Source organism: Kitasatospora sp. NPDC059160 (genome assembly GCF_042755465.1).
GTDB lineage: Bacteria > Actinomycetota > Actinomycetes > Streptomycetales > Streptomycetaceae > Kitasatospora.
This window is the reverse complement of sequence record NZ_JBHZCN010000013.1, coordinates 67,070-87,044: the sequence shown is the minus strand read 5'-3', so window position 1 is coordinate 87,044 and position 19,975 is coordinate 67,070. Positions and strand designations below refer to the sequence as shown.

General features: G+C 74.6%; 18 protein-coding genes. 6 read left to right on the top strand and 12 right to left on the bottom strand.

The window, feature by feature from the left end; all coding sequences use genetic code 11:
- The first annotated feature begins 84 nt into the window (after positions 1-84).
- Genes ACFXOZ_RS08195 through ACFXOZ_RS08180 form a run of 4 tightly spaced genes read left to right on the top strand, consistent with a single transcriptional unit; the run spans position 85 to position 7,830 of the window.
- Positions 85-1,164: an AAA family ATPase gene (locus ACFXOZ_RS08195; protein ID WP_380588499.1), complete on the top strand. Its 1,080-nt coding sequence runs from the start codon at positions 85-87 to the stop codon at positions 1,162-1,164.
- A gap of 11 nt (positions 1,165-1,175) precedes the next feature.
- Positions 1,176-7,115, top strand: coding sequence for an SAV_2336 N-terminal domain-related protein (locus tag ACFXOZ_RS08190; RefSeq protein WP_380588496.1), 5,940 nt, complete (start codon positions 1,176-1,178; stop codon positions 7,113-7,115).
- Positions 7,112-7,519 carry a hypothetical protein gene (locus ACFXOZ_RS08185; protein WP_380588493.1) on the top strand — a complete coding sequence of 136 codons (408 nt, stop codon included), beginning with the start codon at positions 7,112-7,114 and terminating at the stop codon, positions 7,517-7,519. Before ACFXOZ_RS08190 ends, ACFXOZ_RS08185 begins: the two co-directional genes overlap by 4 nt.
- Positions 7,516-7,830 (top strand): DUF3027 domain-containing protein, encoded by a 315-nt coding sequence (locus ACFXOZ_RS08180; protein WP_380588490.1) that lies wholly within the window; start codon positions 7,516-7,518, stop codon positions 7,828-7,830. The genes ACFXOZ_RS08185 and ACFXOZ_RS08180 overlap by 4 nt, the downstream gene beginning before the upstream one ends.
- Positions 7,831-7,847: 17 nt before the next feature.
- On the opposite strand, the gene ACFXOZ_RS08175 is transcribed toward ACFXOZ_RS08180, so the two are convergent.
- The 9 genes from ACFXOZ_RS08175 to ACFXOZ_RS08135 all read right to left on the bottom strand — a co-directional run bounded on the left by ACFXOZ_RS08175 (position 7,848) and on the right by ACFXOZ_RS08135 (position 15,453).
- Positions 7,848-8,723 carry a 2OG-Fe(II) oxygenase family protein gene (locus ACFXOZ_RS08175; protein ID WP_380588487.1) on the bottom strand — a complete coding sequence of 292 codons (876 nt, stop codon included), beginning with the start codon at positions 8,721-8,723 and terminating at the stop codon, positions 7,848-7,850.
- Between the two features lie 121 nt (positions 8,724-8,844).
- Entirely contained in the window at positions 8,845-9,780 is a 936-nt protein-coding gene (locus ACFXOZ_RS08170) for an SAM-dependent methyltransferase (protein ID WP_380588484.1), read from the bottom strand.
- A complete protein-coding gene (locus ACFXOZ_RS08165; RefSeq protein WP_380588482.1) occupies positions 9,777-10,418 on the bottom strand; it encodes a cysteine hydrolase family protein in 642 nt (213 codons plus the stop codon). Before ACFXOZ_RS08165 ends, ACFXOZ_RS08170 begins: the two co-directional genes overlap by 4 nt.
- Positions 10,415-10,681 (bottom strand): hypothetical protein, encoded by a 267-nt coding sequence (locus ACFXOZ_RS08160; protein WP_380588478.1) that lies wholly within the window; start codon positions 10,679-10,681, stop codon positions 10,415-10,417. Before ACFXOZ_RS08160 ends, ACFXOZ_RS08165 begins: the two co-directional genes overlap by 4 nt.
- Before the next feature lie 28 nt (positions 10,682-10,709).
- The gene (locus ACFXOZ_RS08155) at positions 10,710-11,243 is read right to left on the bottom strand and encodes an EF-hand domain-containing protein (RefSeq protein WP_380588475.1); all 534 of its coding nucleotides are present in this window, start codon (positions 11,241-11,243) and stop codon (positions 10,710-10,712) included.
- 272 nt (positions 11,244-11,515) lie between these two features.
- Entirely contained in the window at positions 11,516-12,271 is a 756-nt protein-coding gene (locus ACFXOZ_RS08150; RefSeq protein ID WP_380588532.1) for an FAD:protein FMN transferase, read from the bottom strand.
- Positions 12,272-12,301: 30 nt separating this feature from the next.
- Complete coding sequence (locus tag ACFXOZ_RS08145) at positions 12,302-12,814, bottom strand: FMN-binding protein (protein ID WP_380588472.1); 513 nt, start codon at positions 12,812-12,814, stop codon at positions 12,302-12,304.
- Between the two features lie 24 nt (positions 12,815-12,838).
- A complete protein-coding gene (locus tag ACFXOZ_RS08140; protein WP_380588469.1) occupies positions 12,839-14,206 on the bottom strand; it encodes a ferric reductase-like transmembrane domain-containing protein in 1,368 nt (455 codons plus the stop codon).
- A 281-nt stretch (positions 14,207-14,487) separates the two neighbouring features.
- Positions 14,488-15,453: an NAD(P)-dependent alcohol dehydrogenase gene (locus ACFXOZ_RS08135; RefSeq protein WP_380588466.1), complete on the bottom strand. Its 966-nt coding sequence runs from the start codon at positions 15,451-15,453 to the stop codon at positions 14,488-14,490.
- Positions 15,454-15,552: 99 nt separating this feature from the next.
- On the opposite strand from ACFXOZ_RS08135, the gene ACFXOZ_RS08130 reads away from it, so the two are divergent.
- Together ACFXOZ_RS08130 and ACFXOZ_RS08125 are read left to right on the top strand one after the other, a co-directional pair.
- On the top strand, positions 15,553-16,239 hold the full coding sequence (locus ACFXOZ_RS08130; RefSeq protein ID WP_375884286.1) for a TetR/AcrR family transcriptional regulator: 687 nt from the start codon (positions 15,553-15,555) through the stop codon (positions 16,237-16,239).
- Positions 16,240-16,294: 55 nt separating this feature from the next.
- A complete protein-coding gene (locus tag ACFXOZ_RS08125; RefSeq protein WP_380526568.1) occupies positions 16,295-17,467 on the top strand; it encodes a macrolide family glycosyltransferase in 1,173 nt (390 codons plus the stop codon).
- Between the two features lie 58 nt (positions 17,468-17,525).
- Here the strand turns inward: ACFXOZ_RS08125 and ACFXOZ_RS08120 are convergent, their stop codons facing one another.
- The 3 genes from ACFXOZ_RS08120 to ACFXOZ_RS08110 all read right to left on the bottom strand — a co-directional run bounded on the left by ACFXOZ_RS08120 (position 17,526) and on the right by ACFXOZ_RS08110 (position 19,758).
- On the bottom strand, positions 17,526-17,942 hold the full coding sequence (locus ACFXOZ_RS08120) for a nuclear transport factor 2 family protein (RefSeq protein ID WP_375884291.1): 417 nt from the start codon (positions 17,940-17,942) through the stop codon (positions 17,526-17,528).
- Positions 17,943-17,956: 14 nt separating this feature from the next.
- Positions 17,957-18,970 (bottom strand): ArsR/SmtB family transcription factor, encoded by a 1,014-nt coding sequence (locus ACFXOZ_RS08115; RefSeq protein WP_380588462.1) that lies wholly within the window; start codon positions 18,968-18,970, stop codon positions 17,957-17,959.
- A 197-nt stretch (positions 18,971-19,167) separates the two neighbouring features.
- Positions 19,168-19,758, bottom strand: a complete 591-nt coding sequence (locus tag ACFXOZ_RS08110) for an isochorismatase family protein (RefSeq protein WP_375884294.1) — start codon at positions 19,756-19,758, stop codon at positions 19,168-19,170.
- Positions 19,759-19,975 lie beyond the last annotated feature (217 nt).

Here is a 19,975-nt window from a genome sequence, read left to right as displayed (position 1 = left end):
TGTGGGCCGGACGATGCGAGGCGGATGGCCGGCGGTGAAGCGGGAACCGACGGCGCGGGAAACGACCGCACACAGGGCCGAGGAGTGGGAAACGATGAGAACGAGAACGAGGACGAGGCGGTAACGATGCCCGAGAACTGGTGGATCTACCGGGGCACCGGCGTGCCCCACGGCGGTATCGCCGCGCTCCCGCCCGCCCCGGCCTGGCGCTCCTTCGGCGACTGGCTCGACGGCGACGAGGAACTCCCGCCGCCCCCCGTCCAGGAGGCCGCCGGCCTGACGGCCCGCCGCCTCGGCCGCGTCCAGCAGGCCACCGCCTACCAGGCCGACGAACGCGAGGTCCACCTCGTCAACCTGGCCCTCCACCTGCGCCGCCCGCTGCTGATCACCGGCAAGCCCGGCGTCGGCAAGTCCACCCTCGCCTACGCCGTCGCCCACGAGCTGGGCCTCGGCCCGGTGCTGCGCTGGCCGATCAGCAGCCGCTCCACCCTGCGCGACGGCCTCTACACCTACGACGCCATCGGCCGGCTCCACGAGGCCGGCCTGCACGCGCCGCAGGACGGCCCGCACCGCAGGCCGCCCGCCATCGGCCGGTTCCTGCGCCTCGGCCCGCTCGGCACCGCCCTGCTGCCCTGGCGCACCCCCCGCGTCGTCCTCATCGACGAGATCGACAAGAGCGACATCGACCTGCCCAACGACCTCCTCAACGTCTTCGAGGAGGGCGAGTTCGAGATCCCCGAACTCCAGCGCCTCGGCCCGGGCCCGCAGGAGGTCGCCGTCGCCGACCCCGGCCGGCGCGCCGTCGTCCGCGGCGGCCACGTGCGCTGCGCCCACTTCCCGCTGGTCGTCCTCACCAGCAACGGCGAGCGGGAGTTCCCCTCCGCCCTGCTGCGCCGCTGCGTCCGGCTGGAGATCCAACCGCCCACCGAGGAACGGCTGGCCGCCATGGTCGCCGCCCACCTCGGCGCGGACGGCAGCCCGGACGGTACCCAACGCGCCGAGCTCATCACCGAGTTCCTGCGCCGCCAGCGCGAGGACGGCGCCGACCTGGCCAACGACCAGCTGCTCAACGCCCTGCTGATGGCCGAACGCGGCCTGTGGGGCAGCGGACCGGGGCGCGACGTCATCCAGGACGTCCTGCTGCGCCCGCTCAACGAGAGCTGAGGCGGCGGCCGGTGGACGGGTTCGGTACGGGCGGTCACGGTGCGGACGGTTTCGGCGGGTCCGACGCGGACGGCGAGCCGGCGGTGCACGCCGTGCTGCGGCAGGCGCTGGCCGCCCTCGTCGCACCCGAGGACGGCGCGTCGCAGCCCCAGGACCTGGCCGACGTGCTGTGGATCTCCCAACTGGCCGGCCTCGGCCCGCTCACCGCCACCGCCACCGACGCCGATGCCGATGCGGACCCGGAGTCGCCGGGCGGCCACCCCGCACCCCCGGCCACCCCGCACCCGAACCCGCACCAGCCGTCCGCCGACCCCCGCCAGGACCCCCGCCGCCCCGCCGACCCCGACCCCGACCGGCCCCGACCGCCCGCCCCCACCACCCCGCGGCCCGGCCCCAAGGTCGAACTCCACCCCCGCCACGCCCCCGCCGACCCCGACCACCCCGGCGGCCCCGCCCGCGGCGCCGAGGTCGTCCAGGTCACCCGGCCCCCCGCCCTGCCCGGCGCCCTCGCCATCGCCCGCGCCCTGCGGCCGCTGCGCCGACCGCTCACCCAGCGCCCCGGCGGCCGCAGGCCCTCCCACCTCGACGAGGAGGCGACGGCGGAGGCCACCGCCGAGGCCGGCGTGCTGCTGCCGGTCTGGCAGCGGACCGAGCCCCGCTACTCCGTCGACCTGCTGGTCGACACCGGCGCCACCATGGCCGTCTGGCACGACCTCGCCGGTGAACTCGCCACCCTGCTCGAACGCCACGGCGCCTTCGAGGAGGTCCGCACCTGGTCCCTCGACACCGACCGGGGCACCCCGCACCTCACCCCCTTCCGCCGCCGCCGCACCGCCGCCCCGCCCCCCGCCGCCCCCGACCCGAACTGGTCCCGCCCGCTCGCCGACCCGCACGGGCGCCGGATCCTGTTCGTCCTCACCGACGGCGTCGGACCGGCCTGGTACGGCAGGGAGTTGGTGCCCTTCCTGGCCCGCGCCGCAGCCGCCGGACCGGCCGCCGCCCTCCAGGTGCTGCCCCGCCGGCTCTGGCACCGGACGGCCCTGCGCCCCGCCCCCGTCGAGGCCCGCGCCGCCACCCACGGCCGGCCCGTCCCGCGGCTGCGCACCGAGAGCACCCTGCCCGGCATCCCGCGCGGCCGGGCCGGCGCGTCGGCCCGCGCCTCGGTCGGCTGGCTGCCGGTCCTGGAGATCGACGCCGACTGGATCGCCCCCTGGGCCGACCTCACCGCCGGCCGCACCACCGGCTGGACGCCCATGCTGGCCGCACCGCTCAGCGGGATCCCGCGCCCGCCGCGCCCGCGCACCAGGGACACGGCCGCGCGCCCGCCCGCCGACCGGGTCGCCGCCTTCCGGGCCGGCAGCTCCCCGAACGCCCACCGGCTCGCCTGCCACCTGGCGGCGGCGCCGCTCAGCCTGCCCGTGATGCGGCTGGTCCAGCGGTCGACCGTGCCGGAGTCCGGGCAGCGGGAACTCGCCGAACTGTTCCTGTCCGGGCTGATCGAGGTGCGGGAGAAGGCCGCCGACCCGGACGAGGTGGTGTACGACTTCGTCGACGGCGTCCGGGAGGAACTGCTGGGGGAGCTGACCCGCACCGAGTCGGTCCGGGTGCTGGAGCACGTCCTCGCCAAGGTCTCCGGCCGGGTCGCCGCGACCTTCGGCGGCACCCTCGACTTCCGCGCCCTCGCCGCCGCGACCAAGGACTCGCGGCACCGGCTCCCGGAGCGCAGCCGCCCGTTCGCCGAGGTCGCGGCACGGGTCCTGGCCGGGGCCGGCGGCCAACACGTCACGATCGCCCGGCACTTGAGCAGCGCCGTCGGCGACCGGACGTTCCGGCGGGAGCTGCTGACCCCGCCCCCACCGGTCACCAGCCCGCCGGACCCGCCGCGGATGATCGGACGGCAGGAGGAACTCGACCGGCTCGTCCAGGCCTGCGAACGAGGGGGCACGAGGACCCGGCTGATCGCGATCGAGGCGGCCCAGGGCATGGGGAGGCGCCGCCTCCTCCAGGAGTACGTCCGGTTGCACGGCGGGCAGTACCCCTTCATCCACTGGATCAACGGGCAGACCGCCGACACGATGGCCACCGGCTTCGAGCGGTTGCGGGCCGCCCTGGGCGCGGAGAGCGCCGACCGCCTCGACGAGCGGCTCGACGCCCACCCGAACTGGCTGGTCATCGTGGACGACCTGTGGTCGGACGACCTGTACCCGCGCGAACTCGCCCGGCTCCTCGACTCCGAGGGGGGCCGGGTGATCGTCACGACCAACTCCCGCGAGGGAAAGCCCTTCCTGCAGTCCGCGACGACCATCGTCCTGGCCTTCCTCACCGAGGACGAACTCCGCGAGGAGATCCGCCACCGCCTCGGCGACGCCTACCGGCGGATCGAGTACGCCCAGGAGTTCCAGCACCTCCTCGACCGGATGCCCCGCCGCCCGGACGAACTGGCGACCTGGCACCTGGACGAGAAACTGGCCGTGCTGGTCGGGCCGGAGGGGGCGGGGGACTCCTACTCCACCGTCCGCAGCTTCCGCCTGCCCAGCCCGGCCCTGGCGATCGCGACGGTGAGAAACACAGATTCTGCTGGCCCCAACTGCGTTGCTGTCTACGGTGTAGACGGCCTGATCCGCTACATCGACCCCACGACCGGTCTCGAGGCGAGGCCTCCTCATTCCCTTCCGGTTTCGGCCGTAGAGATTGTTGCCATGGCTGAAGTGGGCGGCTATCCCTCCGTGCTCTGCACTGTGGACTCTGCTGGTGCATTGCGCTACTGGGATGGCCGTGACGGATCCTTCGTGGCGGGTCAAGAAAGCGCCAGGGTCGCGCCGACGGCTATGGCATCTTTCATTCACGCAGATAGGACCGAGTATCTCTGGACATCGGACATCCAAGGCCGGATGACATTGTGGGATCCGGGTGACGGCTCCGTAGCCCTGGACCTGCCCGACCTCCGCGGCGGCCAGCGTTCCTGGGCGATGAGCACCCTGCCCCGACCGGACGAGCCCTCGTGCCTGATCGGCGTCGACCCCACCGGACGCCTCCACCGCTGGCAGCCCGAGGACCCGTCGACCGCCGAGTTCTTCGCCGCCGCCGTGGTCGACCCCGGCCGGGCGCGGACGATCGTCGGGATCAGCGGCGATGACACCCGCTGCGTGCTCGCCTCGATCGGCGACCGGGACACCCACATCCACATCTGGGAGTTCGAGGGCCGCTGGCGCGGCGACCAACGACGCGAGGCCGAAGCACCGTTGCTCGCCCAGCGCTACCGCCTCACCGAGCGGATCGCCCGAGGACGGCAGAGCGAGGTCTGGCGGGCCCGGGACGAGCAGAACGGTACGACGGTCGCGGTGAAGATCTTCCACCGGAGCCGCCTGCCGTCCGCCATGGACGAGGACTCGTTCCTACGACAGGCCGGAAAGCTCACCGAGCTCGACCACCCGGGCATCGTCGCCTGCCACCGCGCGGGCGTCGACGGTGAACGCCTCTACCTGGTCCTCGAATTCATCGACGGCCCGGATCTGGAACACGTCATCAACGGGGGCTCGGCGTCCACGGACGAGATCGCGGTGGTGGTCCACGGTGTGGCCGAGGCACTCGCCTACCTCCACGGCAAGGGGATCGGGCACGGCAACATCGACACCTCCAACATCCTCGTCCGCCCTGACGGCAGCCCGGCCCTCTGTGACTTCGGGATCGACTTCAGCGGGACCGGATCGGCGTACCTGACCAGCGACCTCCGGGCCCTCGGCGGCCTGCTCCAGGAGGCCGGAGGCCCCGAAGCCCTGCAGCGGCTCGCACGTGAACTGTTGGACACGGACCCGCGCCGACAGCCGTCCGCCCTCGAAGCCGCCCTGCGGATCGAATCCGCAGGGACCCTTCGACCCGCCGAACGTCTGGTGGCACAGCCGCTGAGGTTCGCACTGCTCGGAGCCGTCCGGGTATGGCGGGGGAGGGAGTCGATCGAACTCGGCCATCCGGTTCAGCGGGCAGTGCTCGCCGCCCTGTTGAAGTACCGCGGTCGCCCGGTCCGGGCCGAGGTGCTGATCGAGGCGGTGGGGGAGCGGTCGGCGGGGTCCGAGCGCGAACTCGACCGGATGCGGCTCCACGTGCGGGAGTTGCAAGCCGCGCTGAATCCTCCTGCGGCCCGGCGCAGGGTGCTGGAGGAGTTGTCGGACGGACACACCTGGGTGCTGAACGTCCGTCCCGAACAGATCGACGCCGAGCTCTTCGAACGATCCCTGCGGCACGCCGAGGCGGCCTGGGCGGGACGCGATCCGGCAACCGCCCGACAGCACGCCGTGGAGGCGCTCACCCTCTGGCGGGACCCTCCCCTGGCCGACGTGCCCGGGCCGTCGGCGGAACAGGAACGGGCCCGCCTAGACGAACTCCACCGACGCGCTGTGGAACTGGGCGCACCCGCTGGCGCTCGCCTGCGCTACTCCTTGCTCGGCCCGTTGCGTGTCCGGTTGGGCGACGCGCAACTGTCCATCGGCAACCCGCAGGACCGGGCACTCCTGGCCACGCTCCTGCTGCACGCTCCGGAGCGGGTGTCCACCGCCGCGCTGATCGATGCGGTGTGGGACGATCCGTCGTCGCGCCGACCGGACGTGGACCTGCGGGCCCAGGTGCGGCGGTTGCGATCCGTCCTCGGCGACCGTACCGACCCCGGCGACGAGGCCGAGGTCCTCCAGACGGTCGCCGACGGCTACCGGCTGAACGTCGAGCCGGAATCGGTGGACCTGGCCGTGTTCGAGCAGCGCCTGGCCGAGGCCCGGCACTCGCAGGAGACAGGGGACGTGTCCGAGGCGTACACCCTGCTGCGGTCCGCGCTCGACCTCTGGGACGGCCCGGCGCTGGACGGCGTCCCCGGGCCGTACGCCTCCGGCGAGCGCACCCGGCTGACCGAGCGGCGGATGGCGGCCACCGAGGAGATGTACGCCACCGGCCTGGCGCTCGGACGGCACTCGGAGCTCGCGAACGCACTCGAACGGCTCGTCCGCGAGCACCCGTTCCGCGAGCGCCTGTGCGCGCTGCTGATGCTCGCCCACTACCGGTCCGGTCGGCGGACCGTGGCACTCGTCGCCTACGGGCAGCTCCAGCGCGCGCTGCAACAGGAGTTGGCCGTCGAGCCGAGCCCGTTGGTGACGCGGCTGTACGAGATGATCCGAACGGACGATCCCGAACTTCGCAGCCCCGGTGGGGTCGAGGCGGTCATCGTGGCCCCCGGCTGGGTGGACGCGTCCATGATCGCGGCCCCCGACCGGTCCTCCCACGGCAGTACCTCGCAGGGCGTGGTGATCGGGCTCGACGACGTCCGACAGGCCCCGGTGTCCGTCGACTTCCAGGCCGGCCCGCTGTTCGCCGTCTTCGGCGACACCGGGTCCGGGAAGACGGCGCTGCTCCGCCTGCTGGTCAAGCGGCTCACCGAGCGCTTCACCCCGGACGAAGTGGGCTTCCTGGTGGTGGACTTCGAGGCCTCGCTGCGGGACGAGGTGCCGCCCGAGTACCTCGTCCACTACGCGGGGGACATGTCGAGCCTGGCCACCCTGGCCCGGATCCTGCGCATCGCGGTCACCAGCCGGACACCCGGGTCACGGGGGCACAAGGACATCGTCCTCGTCGTGGACGACCTGGACGTGGTCGCCGCGAACGAGGACAACCCGTTGCCCTCCCTGGCCGCATTCCTGCCGCGGGCCGGGGAGCTCGGCCTCCGCGTGATCGTCGCCGACCACTCCGTGGGCGCCGGCCAGGCCCGCACCGCCGACCCGTTCCTCGGGGCCGTGTGCGGCTACGGGGGGCAGGGCGTGCTGCTGTCCGGTGACGGCCGGGAGGGCTACCTGCTCGGCAGCGTCACGCCCCGGCCCCTCCCGCCGGGCCGGGGAATCCTGGTGACGTCCGATCGCCCGTCCGGAACACTGTTCCAGGCCACCTGGGTGCCGGACGGAAGAGACCGATGACGACTGACGACGACGCGATGCCACTCTTTCGAGCCGTCATGATCTTCGACTGGTACGACGGTCCCCGGGCAGGGGTCGCCCGGGTGGAGACCGAACGCGGGAACTGGTGGTACTTCCGCACGCTCGCGACCCGCTTCGACCCGGACGACCTCGACCACGTCCTCTACGCCCTCTCGGCGATCCCGGTGGAGGGATCGGCCCTCCTGGAGTCCGAGTTCGGCGATCCAAGGCTCGGGCCGTTGATCTGGCCGGGCGACCCGGGGGAGGTGTCCGCGCGGGTGGCCGAGGTGGTCGAGGCGGCGGAGGCGGACGTGTCCGACCCGATGTACGTCGGGCGAGTGGCCGGGAGCGACCGGCGGTGCGAACTGTGGAATGCGCACGGGTCGTTCGCCCTCGGGCGATGACCGGGGGTGGCGAGGAGGCGGGCACGGCGACGCATGCGGCGGAGAACCCGGAGGAGCTGGACGCGGTCCACGGCCGGTGGATCACTCGGCGTCACCGTGGAGCTTCGGACGACGATGAGTACCCGGACGAGTGGTACCGCCAGCAGTGCGGCTTCTGCCGTCACTGGTTCCCGTTGGCCGGCACCCTGGGGCTGGACTACGGGGCGTGCGCGAACGGTGAGTCGGAGTTCGACGGGACGGTGCGGTTCGAGCACGACGGCTGCGGCCGCTTCGCGCGCTCGGGGCGGTGGTCCGTCCCGTCGGACTTCTGACGACGGCCGGCGGGGGATCAGAGTGCCGGGACCTCGGGGAGGCCGAACATGCCGGGGTTGGTGCGGATCTTCTCCCGCAGGTCGACCCGCTCGGCTCCCCGCTGCGCCCCCGGCTCCGCCGTCCAGGCGTACACGGGCTCGGTGAGTTCGGGGTTGACGAAGTACATCAGTGCGGTGCGCTCGGGCAGGCGCAGGTTGCGGACCTGGTGGTAGAGGGCGGGGACGCGGCCGGCGGTGAGGTCGGTGAGGACCGAGCCGGGCATCAGGATGACCTCGTCGGGGGCGGTGTCCACCGGGCGGGGGGTGCCGTTGAGGAAGAGTTCGAGGCCGGGGGCGGTGGCGTGGATGACGGTGACCAGGTGGCCGTCCTCGTGGCGGTCCTGGAGCAGGTCGCGGTCGGAGCCGGTGGCCGTGTAGTGGTTGAGCTGGAGGTAGGAGGCGGCTTCGAAGGCGGGGGGCCGGTGCCCGCCGAGTCGGGTGGCGAGCTCGCCGACGGTGTGGGTGACCAGTGCGGCGAGGTGGCGGCGCCAGGCGAGCAGGGCGTCGGTGAGGTCGGGGAGTTCGGCCGCGTGGGGGATCAGGTCGAGGCGGTCGTGCCAGAGGGTGAAGCAGTCGTTGAGGTCGGGGCGGTCGGAGCGGACCGAGAACTCGCGGCCGAGCGGGCGGTAGCCGGAGTTGAAGTCGCCGGTCGAGTAGCGGAACTTGCGTTCTGTCGGCCGGCCGAAGAACGTCCGGCTCTCGCCGAGCACCCGGTGCAGCAGGTGCGCCGCGCCGTCGTCGAGCGTGACCCGGGCGTAGCCGTCGCGCAGCAGATCGTCGGCGGCCCTAGCGGCGGCCCGCACGGCGGCCTGCGCGGCGACGTGGGTGGTGGTGTGCGTGGCAACGGTGTGCATGATGCGTCCCTCCTCCGTACCCGGGCCCTTGATCGGGCCCCGGATCGACGGTACGCGGAGAAGATGCCGGGATTTTGAACCGTTGACGGAACGTGTGTACCGGGCGTGCGTCAGGAGTGTGTCAGGGCCGGACGGCGAAGACCCAGCGGTTGGCGGCGAGGGTGTCGTCCGGTTCGGGGAGCGGCCCGCGGCCGTAGTGGCGGGTGAACTCGAAGGGGGTGTGGTCGGTGGTGGACCAGCCGTGCGCGCGCAGGTCGGCGGGGGTGTCGGGGCGGGGTTCGGCGTCGAAGAGGGCGAGCAGGTCGATGCCGGTCCGGTCGCGGGTGGCGGTGTAGACGGGGTTGGTGCGGACGGCCGCGGACTCGATGCCGAGCTTGGCCTCGTAGGCGAGGGTGGAGCCGGGGGCGCTGAGCCGGGCGACGGTGGCGAAGAGCTCGCGTTCGGCGGTGCCGGGCAGGTAGAGCAGCAGGCCTTCGGCGAGCCAGGCGGTGGGCCGGTCGGGGCGGAAGCCGGCGTCGGTGAGCACCTGGGCCCAGTCGGTGCGCAGGTCGGTGCCGACGGTGACCCGGTGGGGGGTGGTCGGACGGGCTTCGATGCCGTCCAGGACGCCCTGTTTGAAGGCCAGTACCTCGGGCCGGTCGATCTCGTAGAGGGCGCAGTCGGACGGCCAGTCGAGCCGGTACGCCCGGGCGTCCAGTCCGGCGCCGAGCAGCACGACCTGGCGGGCGCCGAGTTGGACGGCGCGCAGCAGCTGGTCGTCCAACGCCCGGGTGCGCAGGGCGAAGTAGCAGCCGAGCCGGCCCCACAGCGGGTCGGCCTCCCCGGCCGGGACGTCCTGGGGGTGGAGCGGCCAGTCGGCGGCGGCGGGGACGGCGCGGACGAAGTGCTCCGCGTACGGGTCCCGGGCGAGGGCGTCGGGGCGGTGGGTCTCGATCGCCCGGGCGGCGGCGACCAGGACGGCGGTGAGGGCCACGCCTTCGGCGACGGCGTGGCCGTCGGTGCCGGGGGTGCCGGGGGTTCCGGTCGGGTCGAGGGTCTCGGTCGCGCCGACACTCATGTGCGCTCCTGTGGTCGGGGGGCGGGGGTCTCGGGAGGGTTGGTCCAGACGTCGAGCCGGTCGCGGGTGGTGACGCGGGCGCCGTACACCCGCTGCATGAAGCCGAGGACGGCCTCGTCGGGCAGGTGCAGCGCTGCCGTGCAGTCGGCGAGGACGGTGATGTGGAAGCCCTTCTGGAAGGCGGTGCGCGCGGTGGTGTCGACGCACACGTCGGCGAACACGCCCGTCATTGCGAGGTGGTGGACGCCGCCGTCGACGAGGTGCCGTTCGAAGCCCGCGCTGAGGAAGGCGTCGAAGCAGGCGTGCTTGGTGAACACGGCCTCGTCCGCCCTCGGCGTCACGGCGTGGAACTCGGCGCCCCAGCTGCCGTCGAGGCACTTGGGCCGTTTGCCGAGCGCGGCGTCCCGGTGGCGCCAGCTCGCGCCCTGGTGGGCGGGGTCGCCGAGGAAGCGGACGAAGACCACCTCGGTGCCGTGGGCGCGGGCCGCCTCGACGGCCCGGGCGGTGTTGGCGGCGACGGTGGCGAGCCGGGTCGGGTCGCCGGGGTAGCGGGCGGCGGCGACGGGCCCGGCGCAGAAGTCGTTCTGCAGGTCGACGACGACCAGGGCGGTACGGCCGGTCGGCGGCGCGGCGTTCACGCGACCGCCCCGGGCAGGGCGCCGGCGGCGGTGTCGGCGGTGTCTGCGGTGGCGTAGGCGGTGACGTGGCAGGCGTCGGCGTGCCGCTCGGTGTCCGCGGCCTCCTCGCGCAGCGGGACGGAGGAGTGGTACGTCCGGGGGGAGCGGGTGATCTCCACTGCGGTGTCGTGGAGTTGGGCGATCCGGTGCGGGGTCTGCTCGAAGACGGTCGCGAGTTCCGCGCCCGTTCCCCGGCCGACGGCGCGTGCGACGACGGGTGCCAAGGTGCCTCCTCGGGGCAGGGTCGAGGGTTCAGGCGATCGGGGTGCCGACCAGCAGGTCGCCGGGGATGCCGGCCTTGTCCGGGGCGTAGAAGTCGCGGATCCCGTCGGCCCAGGTGGCGACGGTGATCCGGTCGTCGGGGGTGGGGCCGAAGGCGTCGAACAGGGCGTCGATGTTGGCGGGTCCGAAGCCGATCGCGGTCATCAGCGCGACGAACAGCGGCCGCTCGACGTACCCGTCGCCGTCCGGGTTGCCGAGTGCGGACAGCGCCTGGGCGAACTCGGCGGCGGTCGGGCCGAAGCGCTCGGGCGCCAGGACGAAGGCGCGGAACTCGTCGCGGCTGACCACGCCGTCGCCGTCGACGTCCAACTCGCGCTCCAGGGTGGCCCAGTAGCGTCGGAAGGCGGCCCGGATGGCCTGCTTCGCGGGCTCGCCGGAGTCGGTGGCGGCCTCGACCACGCGGGCCGACATCAGCGCGAAGTCCTCGGCCTCGATCACTCCGTTGCGGTTGGCGTCGAAGAGGGTGAAGACCAGTTCGACCCGCTGGGCGGCCTCGGTCAGCATGAACGGCTCCTGGGACGTGGTGCGTCGGGGAACGGGGCGCCTCGGCGCCCGGTGGTTCCCCCACTATCGACGACCGGGCGGGTGTGAGCGGGGGCATGATCGTCGTGTTCACCTGATGGGGTGAAATCGTCCGAATGGCCCGGAGGTTGCCGGTGCCGCCCGCGCGTCGTAAGGACTCGCCCGCGCGTGAGGACAGGCCCGCGCGTGGGGTACTCGCGCGCACGCAGGCCCGCCCGCGCGTGGTCCCGGCCGCGCGGCGCCGGTCGCGGGCGTCAGCGCGCCGTGGCGAGCTGCCAGTCGGCGGGACCGGCCGGCGGCAGGTGGCCGGGCAGGCCGGGGGTCCAGCGCTTGGTGCCGTCCGGCAGGACGGCTAGCGCCTCCACCCCGGGCCGGCGGGCCGCCCAGGCGAGGGCCCGGTCCGGGCCCATCGCGAAGGCGGCGGTGGCCCAGGCGTCGGTGCGGGCGATGCCGGTGCCGGGGGCGCCCACCAGGGTGAGCGAGGCGAGGCCCTCCGCCGGCCGGCCGGTGTGCGGGTCCAGGACGTGGGTGCCGCGTTCGGCGGTGCCGGAGGTGGCGATCGCGAGGTCGCCGCCGCCCAGGACGGCGGCGAGTGCGCCCGGCCGCCCGGGGTGGGCGACGCCGATCCGCCAGGGCCCGCCGCAGGTCTGCACGTCGCCGCCGCCGTTGACGCAGAACTGCCGGGCCCCGGCGGCGCGCAGCAGCCGGGCGGCCTCCTCGACGGCCCAGCCCTTGACCCAGCCGCTGGGGTCGAGCCGGCCGCCGGGGCGCTCGGTGAAGTAGCCGTCGGTCTCGGCCGCGACCTCGCGGCAGGCGTCCAGGACCGTGCGGACCTCGGGATCGCAGTCGGCGAGGGCCAGGTCGCCCCGGTCGAGCCGACTGATGTCGCTCTCCGGCCGGTACGGGGAGAACACCGCGTCGATCCGGTGCAGCCGGTCGGCGACCTGCCCCAGCGCCTCGGGGGTGCCGGGGCCGGGGTCGCGGACGGCGATCGAGAACACGGTGCCCATCACGGGCTCGGCGTGCCGCAGCACCGGGCGTCAGCCCTTCGCCCGGTCGAGGGCGCTCTGCAGCGAGCGGATGTAGCCGTCGCTGGTGTAGGTCGCGCCGCTGACGGCGTCGATCTGGGCGTTCTGCGCGGAGATCGCCTCCTGGTTGAGGGTGGGGAGGGCGTCGGCGTTGATCTCGCGGTCCCGGCGGTCCTCGGTGGGGTACTTGACCACGTCGACGCCGGTGATCCGGCTCCCGGCGAGGGTGACCTGCACCTGGACCGGGCCGTACCGGGTGTTGATCGTGTCGCCGCTGACCTTCCGGGTGGCGCCGCCCGCCGCGGACGCGGGCGCGGGCGCGGGCGCGGGGGACGCGGACCCGGTCCCGCTGCCCGAGGACGAGCCGGACCCGGACCCGGACCCGGAATCGGCCCCGGCCCCGGACGAGCTACCCGCCCCCGAGCTGATCACGGGTGCGTTCCCGGTCGCCTGGTGCGGTTTGAGGGAGAGCAGCAGCACCACCCCGGCGGCGGTGGCGGCACTGGTGACGACGGCTCGGCGCATGGACGGCTCCTCGTGTGGTCGGGCTCAGAAGGCGAAGGACTCGTGGTGGATCCGCCCCGGCCGCACCCCGGCGGCCCGCAGCGCCCGTACGGCCTCCGCGGTGACGGCCTCGGGCCCGCACAGGTACACCTCGTGCTCCGCGAGCCCCGGCACCAGGCGGGCCAGCGCCGCCCCGAGGTCGCAGACCTGCTCGCGGGGGCCGAGCAGCTCGTGCACCGTCGCGCCGCGCCGCCGGGCGATCTCCGTCAGCTCCGCCCGGAACAGCACGTCCTCGGCGCGCCGGGCCCGCTGGACCAGGATGACCTCGCCCGGCAGGGTCTCGAACAGGGCCCGCAGCGGGGTGATCCCGACGCCCACCCCGAGCAGCAGTACCCGGCGCCGGCGCTGCCGGCGCCCGGTGAACGCGCCATACGGCCCCTCGGCCCGGACCGGGGTGCCCGGGCGCAGCCGGGCGACGGCGGCGCTGTGGCCGCCGAGGTCCTTGACGGTGAACCGGAGGAAGTCCGGGCGGGCCGGCGCGGACAGCGAGTACGGGTTGGCGGCCCAGCGCAGTCCGGGGGCCTGGAACTGGAGGCGGAAGAACTGGCCGGGCTCGGCGCGGAGTTCGTCGAGCCGCCGACCGGACAGGAACAGCGACACCACGCCCGGTCCCTCCGGCCGGATCTCGGCGACCCGCAGCCCGTGCCGCCGGTCGAGCAGCCAGGGCCGCAGCAGCCGGAACCAGCCGAGCAGCGCCGCCGTCCCGAAGTAGAGCGCGTACCAGGCGGCCCGGCCGGGTCCGCCGCCGAGGTCGGCGCCGGTGGTCAGCTGGTGGGCGAAGGCCAGCGCCACCGCGAGGTAGGTGGCCAGGTGCAGGTGGTACCAGGTCTCGTAGGAGAGCCGGCGGCGGGCCGCCCGGGCGGAGACCGCTCCGGTGCCGAGCATCAGCAGGGTGCCGAAGGCGGCCTTGAGCATGTCGGGGTAGTGGAAGACGATCTCCACGCCCTCGTCGAGCGGCCCGCGCCCGTCGGTGAGCGCGTACCCCCAGACCACGGTCAGCAGGTGCACGGTGACCAGGCCGACCAGCCAGCGGCCGCCGTATGCGTGCCAGCGGGCCAGCCGGTCGGCGCCGACCCCGCGCTCCACGGCCGGCAGCCGGGCCATCAGCAGGAGCAGCACCGGTGCGGCGTACCCGGCGAGCAGTCCGGTGATCCGCCCGGCGCCGGTCAGCCAGCCGGCCGCGCCGGCCACCGAGGAGGTGTCCGCCCACCACAGCCCGAGCACGCCGAGCGCGCCGGCGGCGATCAGGCCGAGCGCGGCGCCCGGCGGCAGCGCGAGCGGCGGGCGCTCGGCCGCCCGGTGACGCGGGCCGGCCGGCGCCTGCCGGGACTTCGGTGCGGTGGCAGTGGCCATCGGGGAACCTCCTTGACTCCCGGGGGCGGCACGGCCCCGCCCGGGCGGTCCACGATCGCACCGCAAGCTCTGAGTCGCCTCTGAGCGGGCCCGCCGCCGGCGCCCGCCAGAACCACCGTTTCCCCTGGTCAGAGGCCGTATGGGGCCCACGAACGGCCCCCGCTGATCTCACGGCTTTCTCATCGCGGCAGCCCGGAAGCCCGGCAGCCCGGAAGCCCGGAAGCCCGGAAGCCCGGAAGCCCGGCAGCCCGGCAGCCCGGCAACCCGGCAGCCCGGAAGTCCTAGCCGACCCGGACCACGTACTTGCCCCGGACCCCGCCCGCCTCCAGCGCCCGGTGGGCCGCCGCCGTCTCCTCCAGGGGGAAGACCGTGTCCACCGCGGGGCGCAGCTTGCCCTCGACCACGTGGCGGGCGAGGTCGTCGAAGTCCGCCTGCCCGGGGTTGCCGCTGAAGAAGCGCACCCGGCCGCGTCCGTGGACGGTGCTGGCCGCGAGGTAGCCGAAGGACGCGGCGGGCCGTTTCGGGTCGAAGGCGAGGGTGACCATGCGCCCGCCGGGCGCCAGTCGGCGCCGGTAGGCCCGCAGGTCGGTCCCCGCCGTGTCCAGGACCACGTCGAAGCGGTCCAGGTCCGCGGCCCGCACCGTCCGGTGGTCGATCGCCCGGTGCGCGCCGAGCCCGCGGACGAAGTCGAGGCCGGTGGCGCGGGCGAGGGCCGTGACCTCGGCGCCGTAGGCCCGTCCGAGCTGGACGGCGGCGTTGCCGACACCGCCCGCCGCACCCCGGACGAGGAGCCGTTCGCCGGGGCGCAGCCCGGCCTTGTCCCGCAGGGCGGTGATGGCCGCGGTGGCCACCGGCAGGGCGGCGGCGTCCACCGGGTCGATGCCGTCGGGGAGCCGCCCGACCCGGGTGGCGGGCACGCTCACGTACTCGGCGGCGCTGCCGAACCCGGAGGTGCGGCCCAGGACTCCCCACACCCGGTCGCCGGGCGCGAACCGGGTGACTCCGGCGCCCGGTTCGGCGACCTCGCCGGTGAAGTCCAGGCCGACCCGCTGGGGGAAGGTCCGGCCGCTCAGGAGCCGCAGACGGCCCGAACGGACGGTCAGTTCGCCGCCGTTGACGCTGAACGCGCGCACCTTCACCAGCACCTCGCCGGGGGCCGGCTCGGGGCGCGGCACGCGGCCCACGTACAGCACCTCGGGGCCGCCGTAGCGGTCGTACAGCACGGCCTTCATCATCCGGTCGTTCATCGTTCTCCCGTTCCGGCCCGGGGACTTGCGGGTCCGGCAGCGACCGTAGGCTCTCAAGCGGACGCAATCGTCCGTTTGGACCGGAAGCGAGAGACAGTGATGGTGGATTCCTCTCGGATCACAGCCCGGGGCGGGGTGCGGGCGGACGCCCGGCGCAACCGGGAGCGCGTCCTCGTCGCCGCCCGGGCGGTCTTCGCGGAGCACGGGATCGACGCCCCGATGGCCGCCGTGGCCCGTCGGGCCGGGGTCGGCGTGGCGACGCTGTACCGGCACTTCCCGACCCGGGACGCCCTGGTGCGGGGCGCGTTCGCGCAGCAGATGCAGACCTGCGCGCGGGCGCTCACCGAGGCCCTGGCCGCCCCCGACCCCTGGCAGGGCTTCCAGCGGTTGATCGAGACGGTCTGCGCGCTGCAACGGGAGGAACGCGGGTTCCCGGCCGCGTTCGTCACCGCCTTCCCGGACAGCGGGTCGCAGCACGCGCACGCCCGCCGACGGGCCGAGCGCGACGTCGCGACCCTGGTGCGCCGGGCGCAGGCCTCGGGCGCGCTGCGGCCCGACTTCCACCCCTCCGACCTCGCCGTGGTGCTGCTGGCCCACTGCGCCCTGGTCACCGCCCTGCCCGACGACGGTGCGGCGTCCCGGCGCCTGGTGGCCTACCTGCTCCAGTCGTTCCGCGCCGACGGGGCCCGCGGACCGCTGCCGCCGCCGGCCGCGCTGACCCTGCGCGACCTCCCGACCGCGGCCGACGGCCGAACCCCCTCGCCGCCCGCCCACCCCGGTACATGACGTAACGTCAGAAGCTCACGCGCAGGATTCTGACGACCACGTGAGAGGTACCGACATGCCCCGCCCAGCACACATCGCGATGGTGAACATCCCGGCGCACGGCCACGTCAACCCCAGCCTGGACGTGATCCGGGAGCTGGTCTCCCGCGGCCACCGCGTCAGTTACGTCAACGACCCGACGTTCGCCGAGCAGATCGGGACCACCGGCGCCCGGCTCGTGCCGTACGAGACCGGCCTGGAGATCCTCAAGGGCCGTGCGGTCGTGCCCGGGACCAATGTGCACGGCATGGTCTTCGGCGAGGCGCAGGCCATGCTGCCCCGGATGCGGGAGGCCTTCCACGACGACCGGCCCGACCTGGTGCTGTACGACTTCATGGCGTACGCGGGACGGGTCCTGGCCGACGGCTGGGGCGTCCCGTCGATGCTGGTCTCGCCATCCCGGATCGCCCAGGCCGACCCCGAGGCGGAGCCGTTCCGGACGGTCATGGCGGCCCTGGAGGCGGAGGGCGTACCGGAGCGCTTCGCCAAGTGGCTGGCCGAGAACGGGGTGGCGCCCCGCGACATGTTCTCGTACATGCTGCGCCCGGACCGCGGGCTCGCGCTGATCCCCCGGGCGCTCCAGAGCGCGGTCGACGAGGTCGACCCCGAGGTCTTCTCCTTCGCCGGCCCCTGCCTCGACAACCGGGAGCACCAGGGCGGTTGGACCAGGCCGCAGGGCGCGCAGAAGGTCCTGCTGGTCTCGCTCGGCTCCGCCTTCACCCACCAGCCGGCCTTCTACCGGGCGTGCCTGGAGGCCTTCGGGGACCTTCCCGGCTGGCACGTCGTGCTCCAGGTCGGCAAGGCGACCGACCCGGCGGAGCTGGGGCCGATCCCGGCCAACGTCGAAGTGCACCCCTGGGTCCCGCAGTTCGCGGTGCTGCGCCAGGCCGACGCGTTCATCACCCACGCCGGGATGGGCGGGTGCAGCGAAGGCCTGTACTGCGGGCTGCCGATGGTGGCGGTGCCCCAGGCCGCCGACCAGTTCGAGAACGCGGACCGGCTGGTCGAACTCGGCGTCGCACGGCGCCTGGACACCGAGCAGGCCACCGCCGAGGCGCTGCGCTCCGCCGTACTGGAGCTCACCACCGACCCGGCGGTGGCGGCCCGGCTGGCCGAAATCGGCGGGGAGGTCCGCGCGGGCGGCGGCGCGTCGAGGGCCGCCGACCTGATCGAGGCCGCCCTGGTCTGACCCGGCCCGCGCGCTGCCCCCGCCCCCGCCCCCGCCCCTGGCCGGGGGCGGCGTGCGGTCAGCGCGGTGCCGTCGCCCCGCCCAAGGGGGCCCGGCGCGGCGAGACCCGGCGGTGACTGATCCGCCAACCGTCCGCGGTGCGCACCACGGTGTCCTCGTAGGAGACGGAGCCGCAGGAGCCGTCCGCCCGGACCCCCAGCCCCTTGGAACGGACCCGCACCCGGCCGTCCGCCCCCGCCGTGACGACGACATTGGTGACGTGGTGCGCGACCGGGTTGCCCGCGCCCAGCGCCCGTGCCGCCGCGCGGACGGCCGCCACTCCGGACAGCGGCTCCTGGCCGAACTCGGTGAGGTCGTAGACCGCGTCGACGGTGAACACCTCGTCCAGCCGGTCGAGGTCTCCGTCGTCGACGAGGTGACCGTGCATCGAGACCAGGTCGACGACGGCCCAGCGGTCCTCCGGGGTGAGCGACACGAGCGTCCTTCCGGTCAGACCGAGTCGGGGGTCGGGGCGGGGGTCGGGGCGGGGGTCGGGGCGGGGAGGCGGCCGGACAGCAGGGCGCGGCCAAGGGGGGTGGGGCGGTGGGTGACGGTGCGGCCGTCGCGGTCCTTGGTGGTGAGGCCGGAGTCGGCGAGGACGGTGGCGTGTTCGCTGGCGGAGGCCGTGGAGATGTCCAGCAGCCCGGCCAGGTCCTTGGTGGAGCACGGGCCGTGGGTGGCGATGGCCTCCAGGGCGGCGGCGCGGGTCTGGCCGAGCAGGGCGGTGAGGTTGCGGCTCGGGGCGGGTTCGGGCTCGGGCTGCAAGGGGCCGCTGATCCTCGCCGGGTAGAGGAGGACGGGCTGCTGCCCAGGGTCCTCGAAGCGGGCGATGACGGGGCGGCGGGGGCCGAACACGCAGGGCTGGAGCAGGAGTCCGCGACCGTCCAGCCGGATGTCGTGCCGGCAGGCCCCCACCAGCGGGAAGCTGAGCACCGGGCGGCGCCAGGAGACGGACGGGTGCAGCGAGGCGAGGACCCGGTCCGGTTCGCCGAGCCGGCGGCGGCGGCCGTGGTCGGTGGTGACGATGGTCTCGATCTGCCGCCGGTAGGGGTCGATCGCGCGGGTCTGGTAGTCGGCGGTGACGTTGCCGAGCAGTCGCCGGGCCCGCCGGTCGCCCGCGGCCACGCCGCGCGCGAAGGCGCTCAACTGCCTGGTCCCGCCGACCGATCGCAGGTGGTCGCGGAGCGGCTCCTCGGGCGCCTCGGCGGTGGCGCTCTCGGTGGCGCCGGGGTCGCGGCGCACGGCGAGGAACTCCGGGATGGCCGAGGGGGTGTAGAGGTCGAAGAGCAGCGCGGTCCGGGGGTTCCAGGACGCCCGCAGCCGGTTGCGCCACACCTGGAAGCGTGGATCGCAGCGGCCGCTGACCAGGCCGTGGACGCTGAGGGACAGCTCCATCGACATGTCCGGACGCTCCGCCACCCGGACGCGGTCCAAGTCGTCCGTACCGAAGATGATTCGCAGCACGGACAGGATCGTCACCCCGCGGGCGGCCGCTCCGCAAGACCGTTCGGCGAGGACCGAATCCATTGCCCTCCGGCCCCGGGGCCCGGCAGGCTCGGAGGGCCGGCGGGGCGGCGCCCGTCGCCCCGCCCGGGCGGGGTGCCCCGGGTGACGGACCGGGGCGCCCCGCCGACGCGGGAGGCGGTGGAACGCGGCCGGGCTCAGCCCAGCTCGGCCGCCGACTCGACGACCACGCCGTACAGGTCCCCGACGGTGGCGAGCGCGCCCCGGTGGACCTGGGCGGCGGTGAGCTCCTCGGCGCCGGAGCCCAGCGGGCGGGTCGCGCAGGCGTCGGCGACCACGGTGGGGCGGTTGCCGCGCAGGAAGGCGCCGGCGGTGGTGAAGGCGACGCACATGTGGGTCATGAACCCGGCGACCACGACCTCCTGGTGGCCGGCCGCGTCGACCAGTTCGCCCAGCTCGGTGCCGACGAAGGCGTCCGGGGCCTGCTTGACCACCACCCGCTCGCCTTCGGCCGGGGCCACCGCCGGGTGGATCTGCCCGATCTCCTCGCGGATGTCGTACGGGGTGCCGGCGCCGCCGTCGTTGACGACGTGGACGACGGTGGCGCCCTCGGCCCTGGCCCGGGCGAGCAGGCCGGCGGCCGCGTCCAGGGCCTCGCGCCAGCCGGTCAGCTCCATCACGCCGCGGGTGTAGGTGTTCTGGTAGTCGACCAGGACGAGGGTGCTCGCGCCGAGCCGGGCGGGCTTGTCGTCGAGACCGGTGAGGGTGCGCAGGGTGGTGCTGGGCATGGCTGTGCCGCCTTCGGGCCTGGGGGGGGGTGTCGGGGCAGGTCACGCGGGGTGCGGCCTGCCCCAGGAACGCTACGGGCGGGCCCGGTGTGGCGGCAATGCCGTCTAACATGCAGAATCCGACATCGGCGTCGGCATCGACCGTCGGCGCCGACATCGACCGTCGGCACCGGCACCGGCACCGGCACCGGCACCGGCACCGGCACCGGCACCGGCA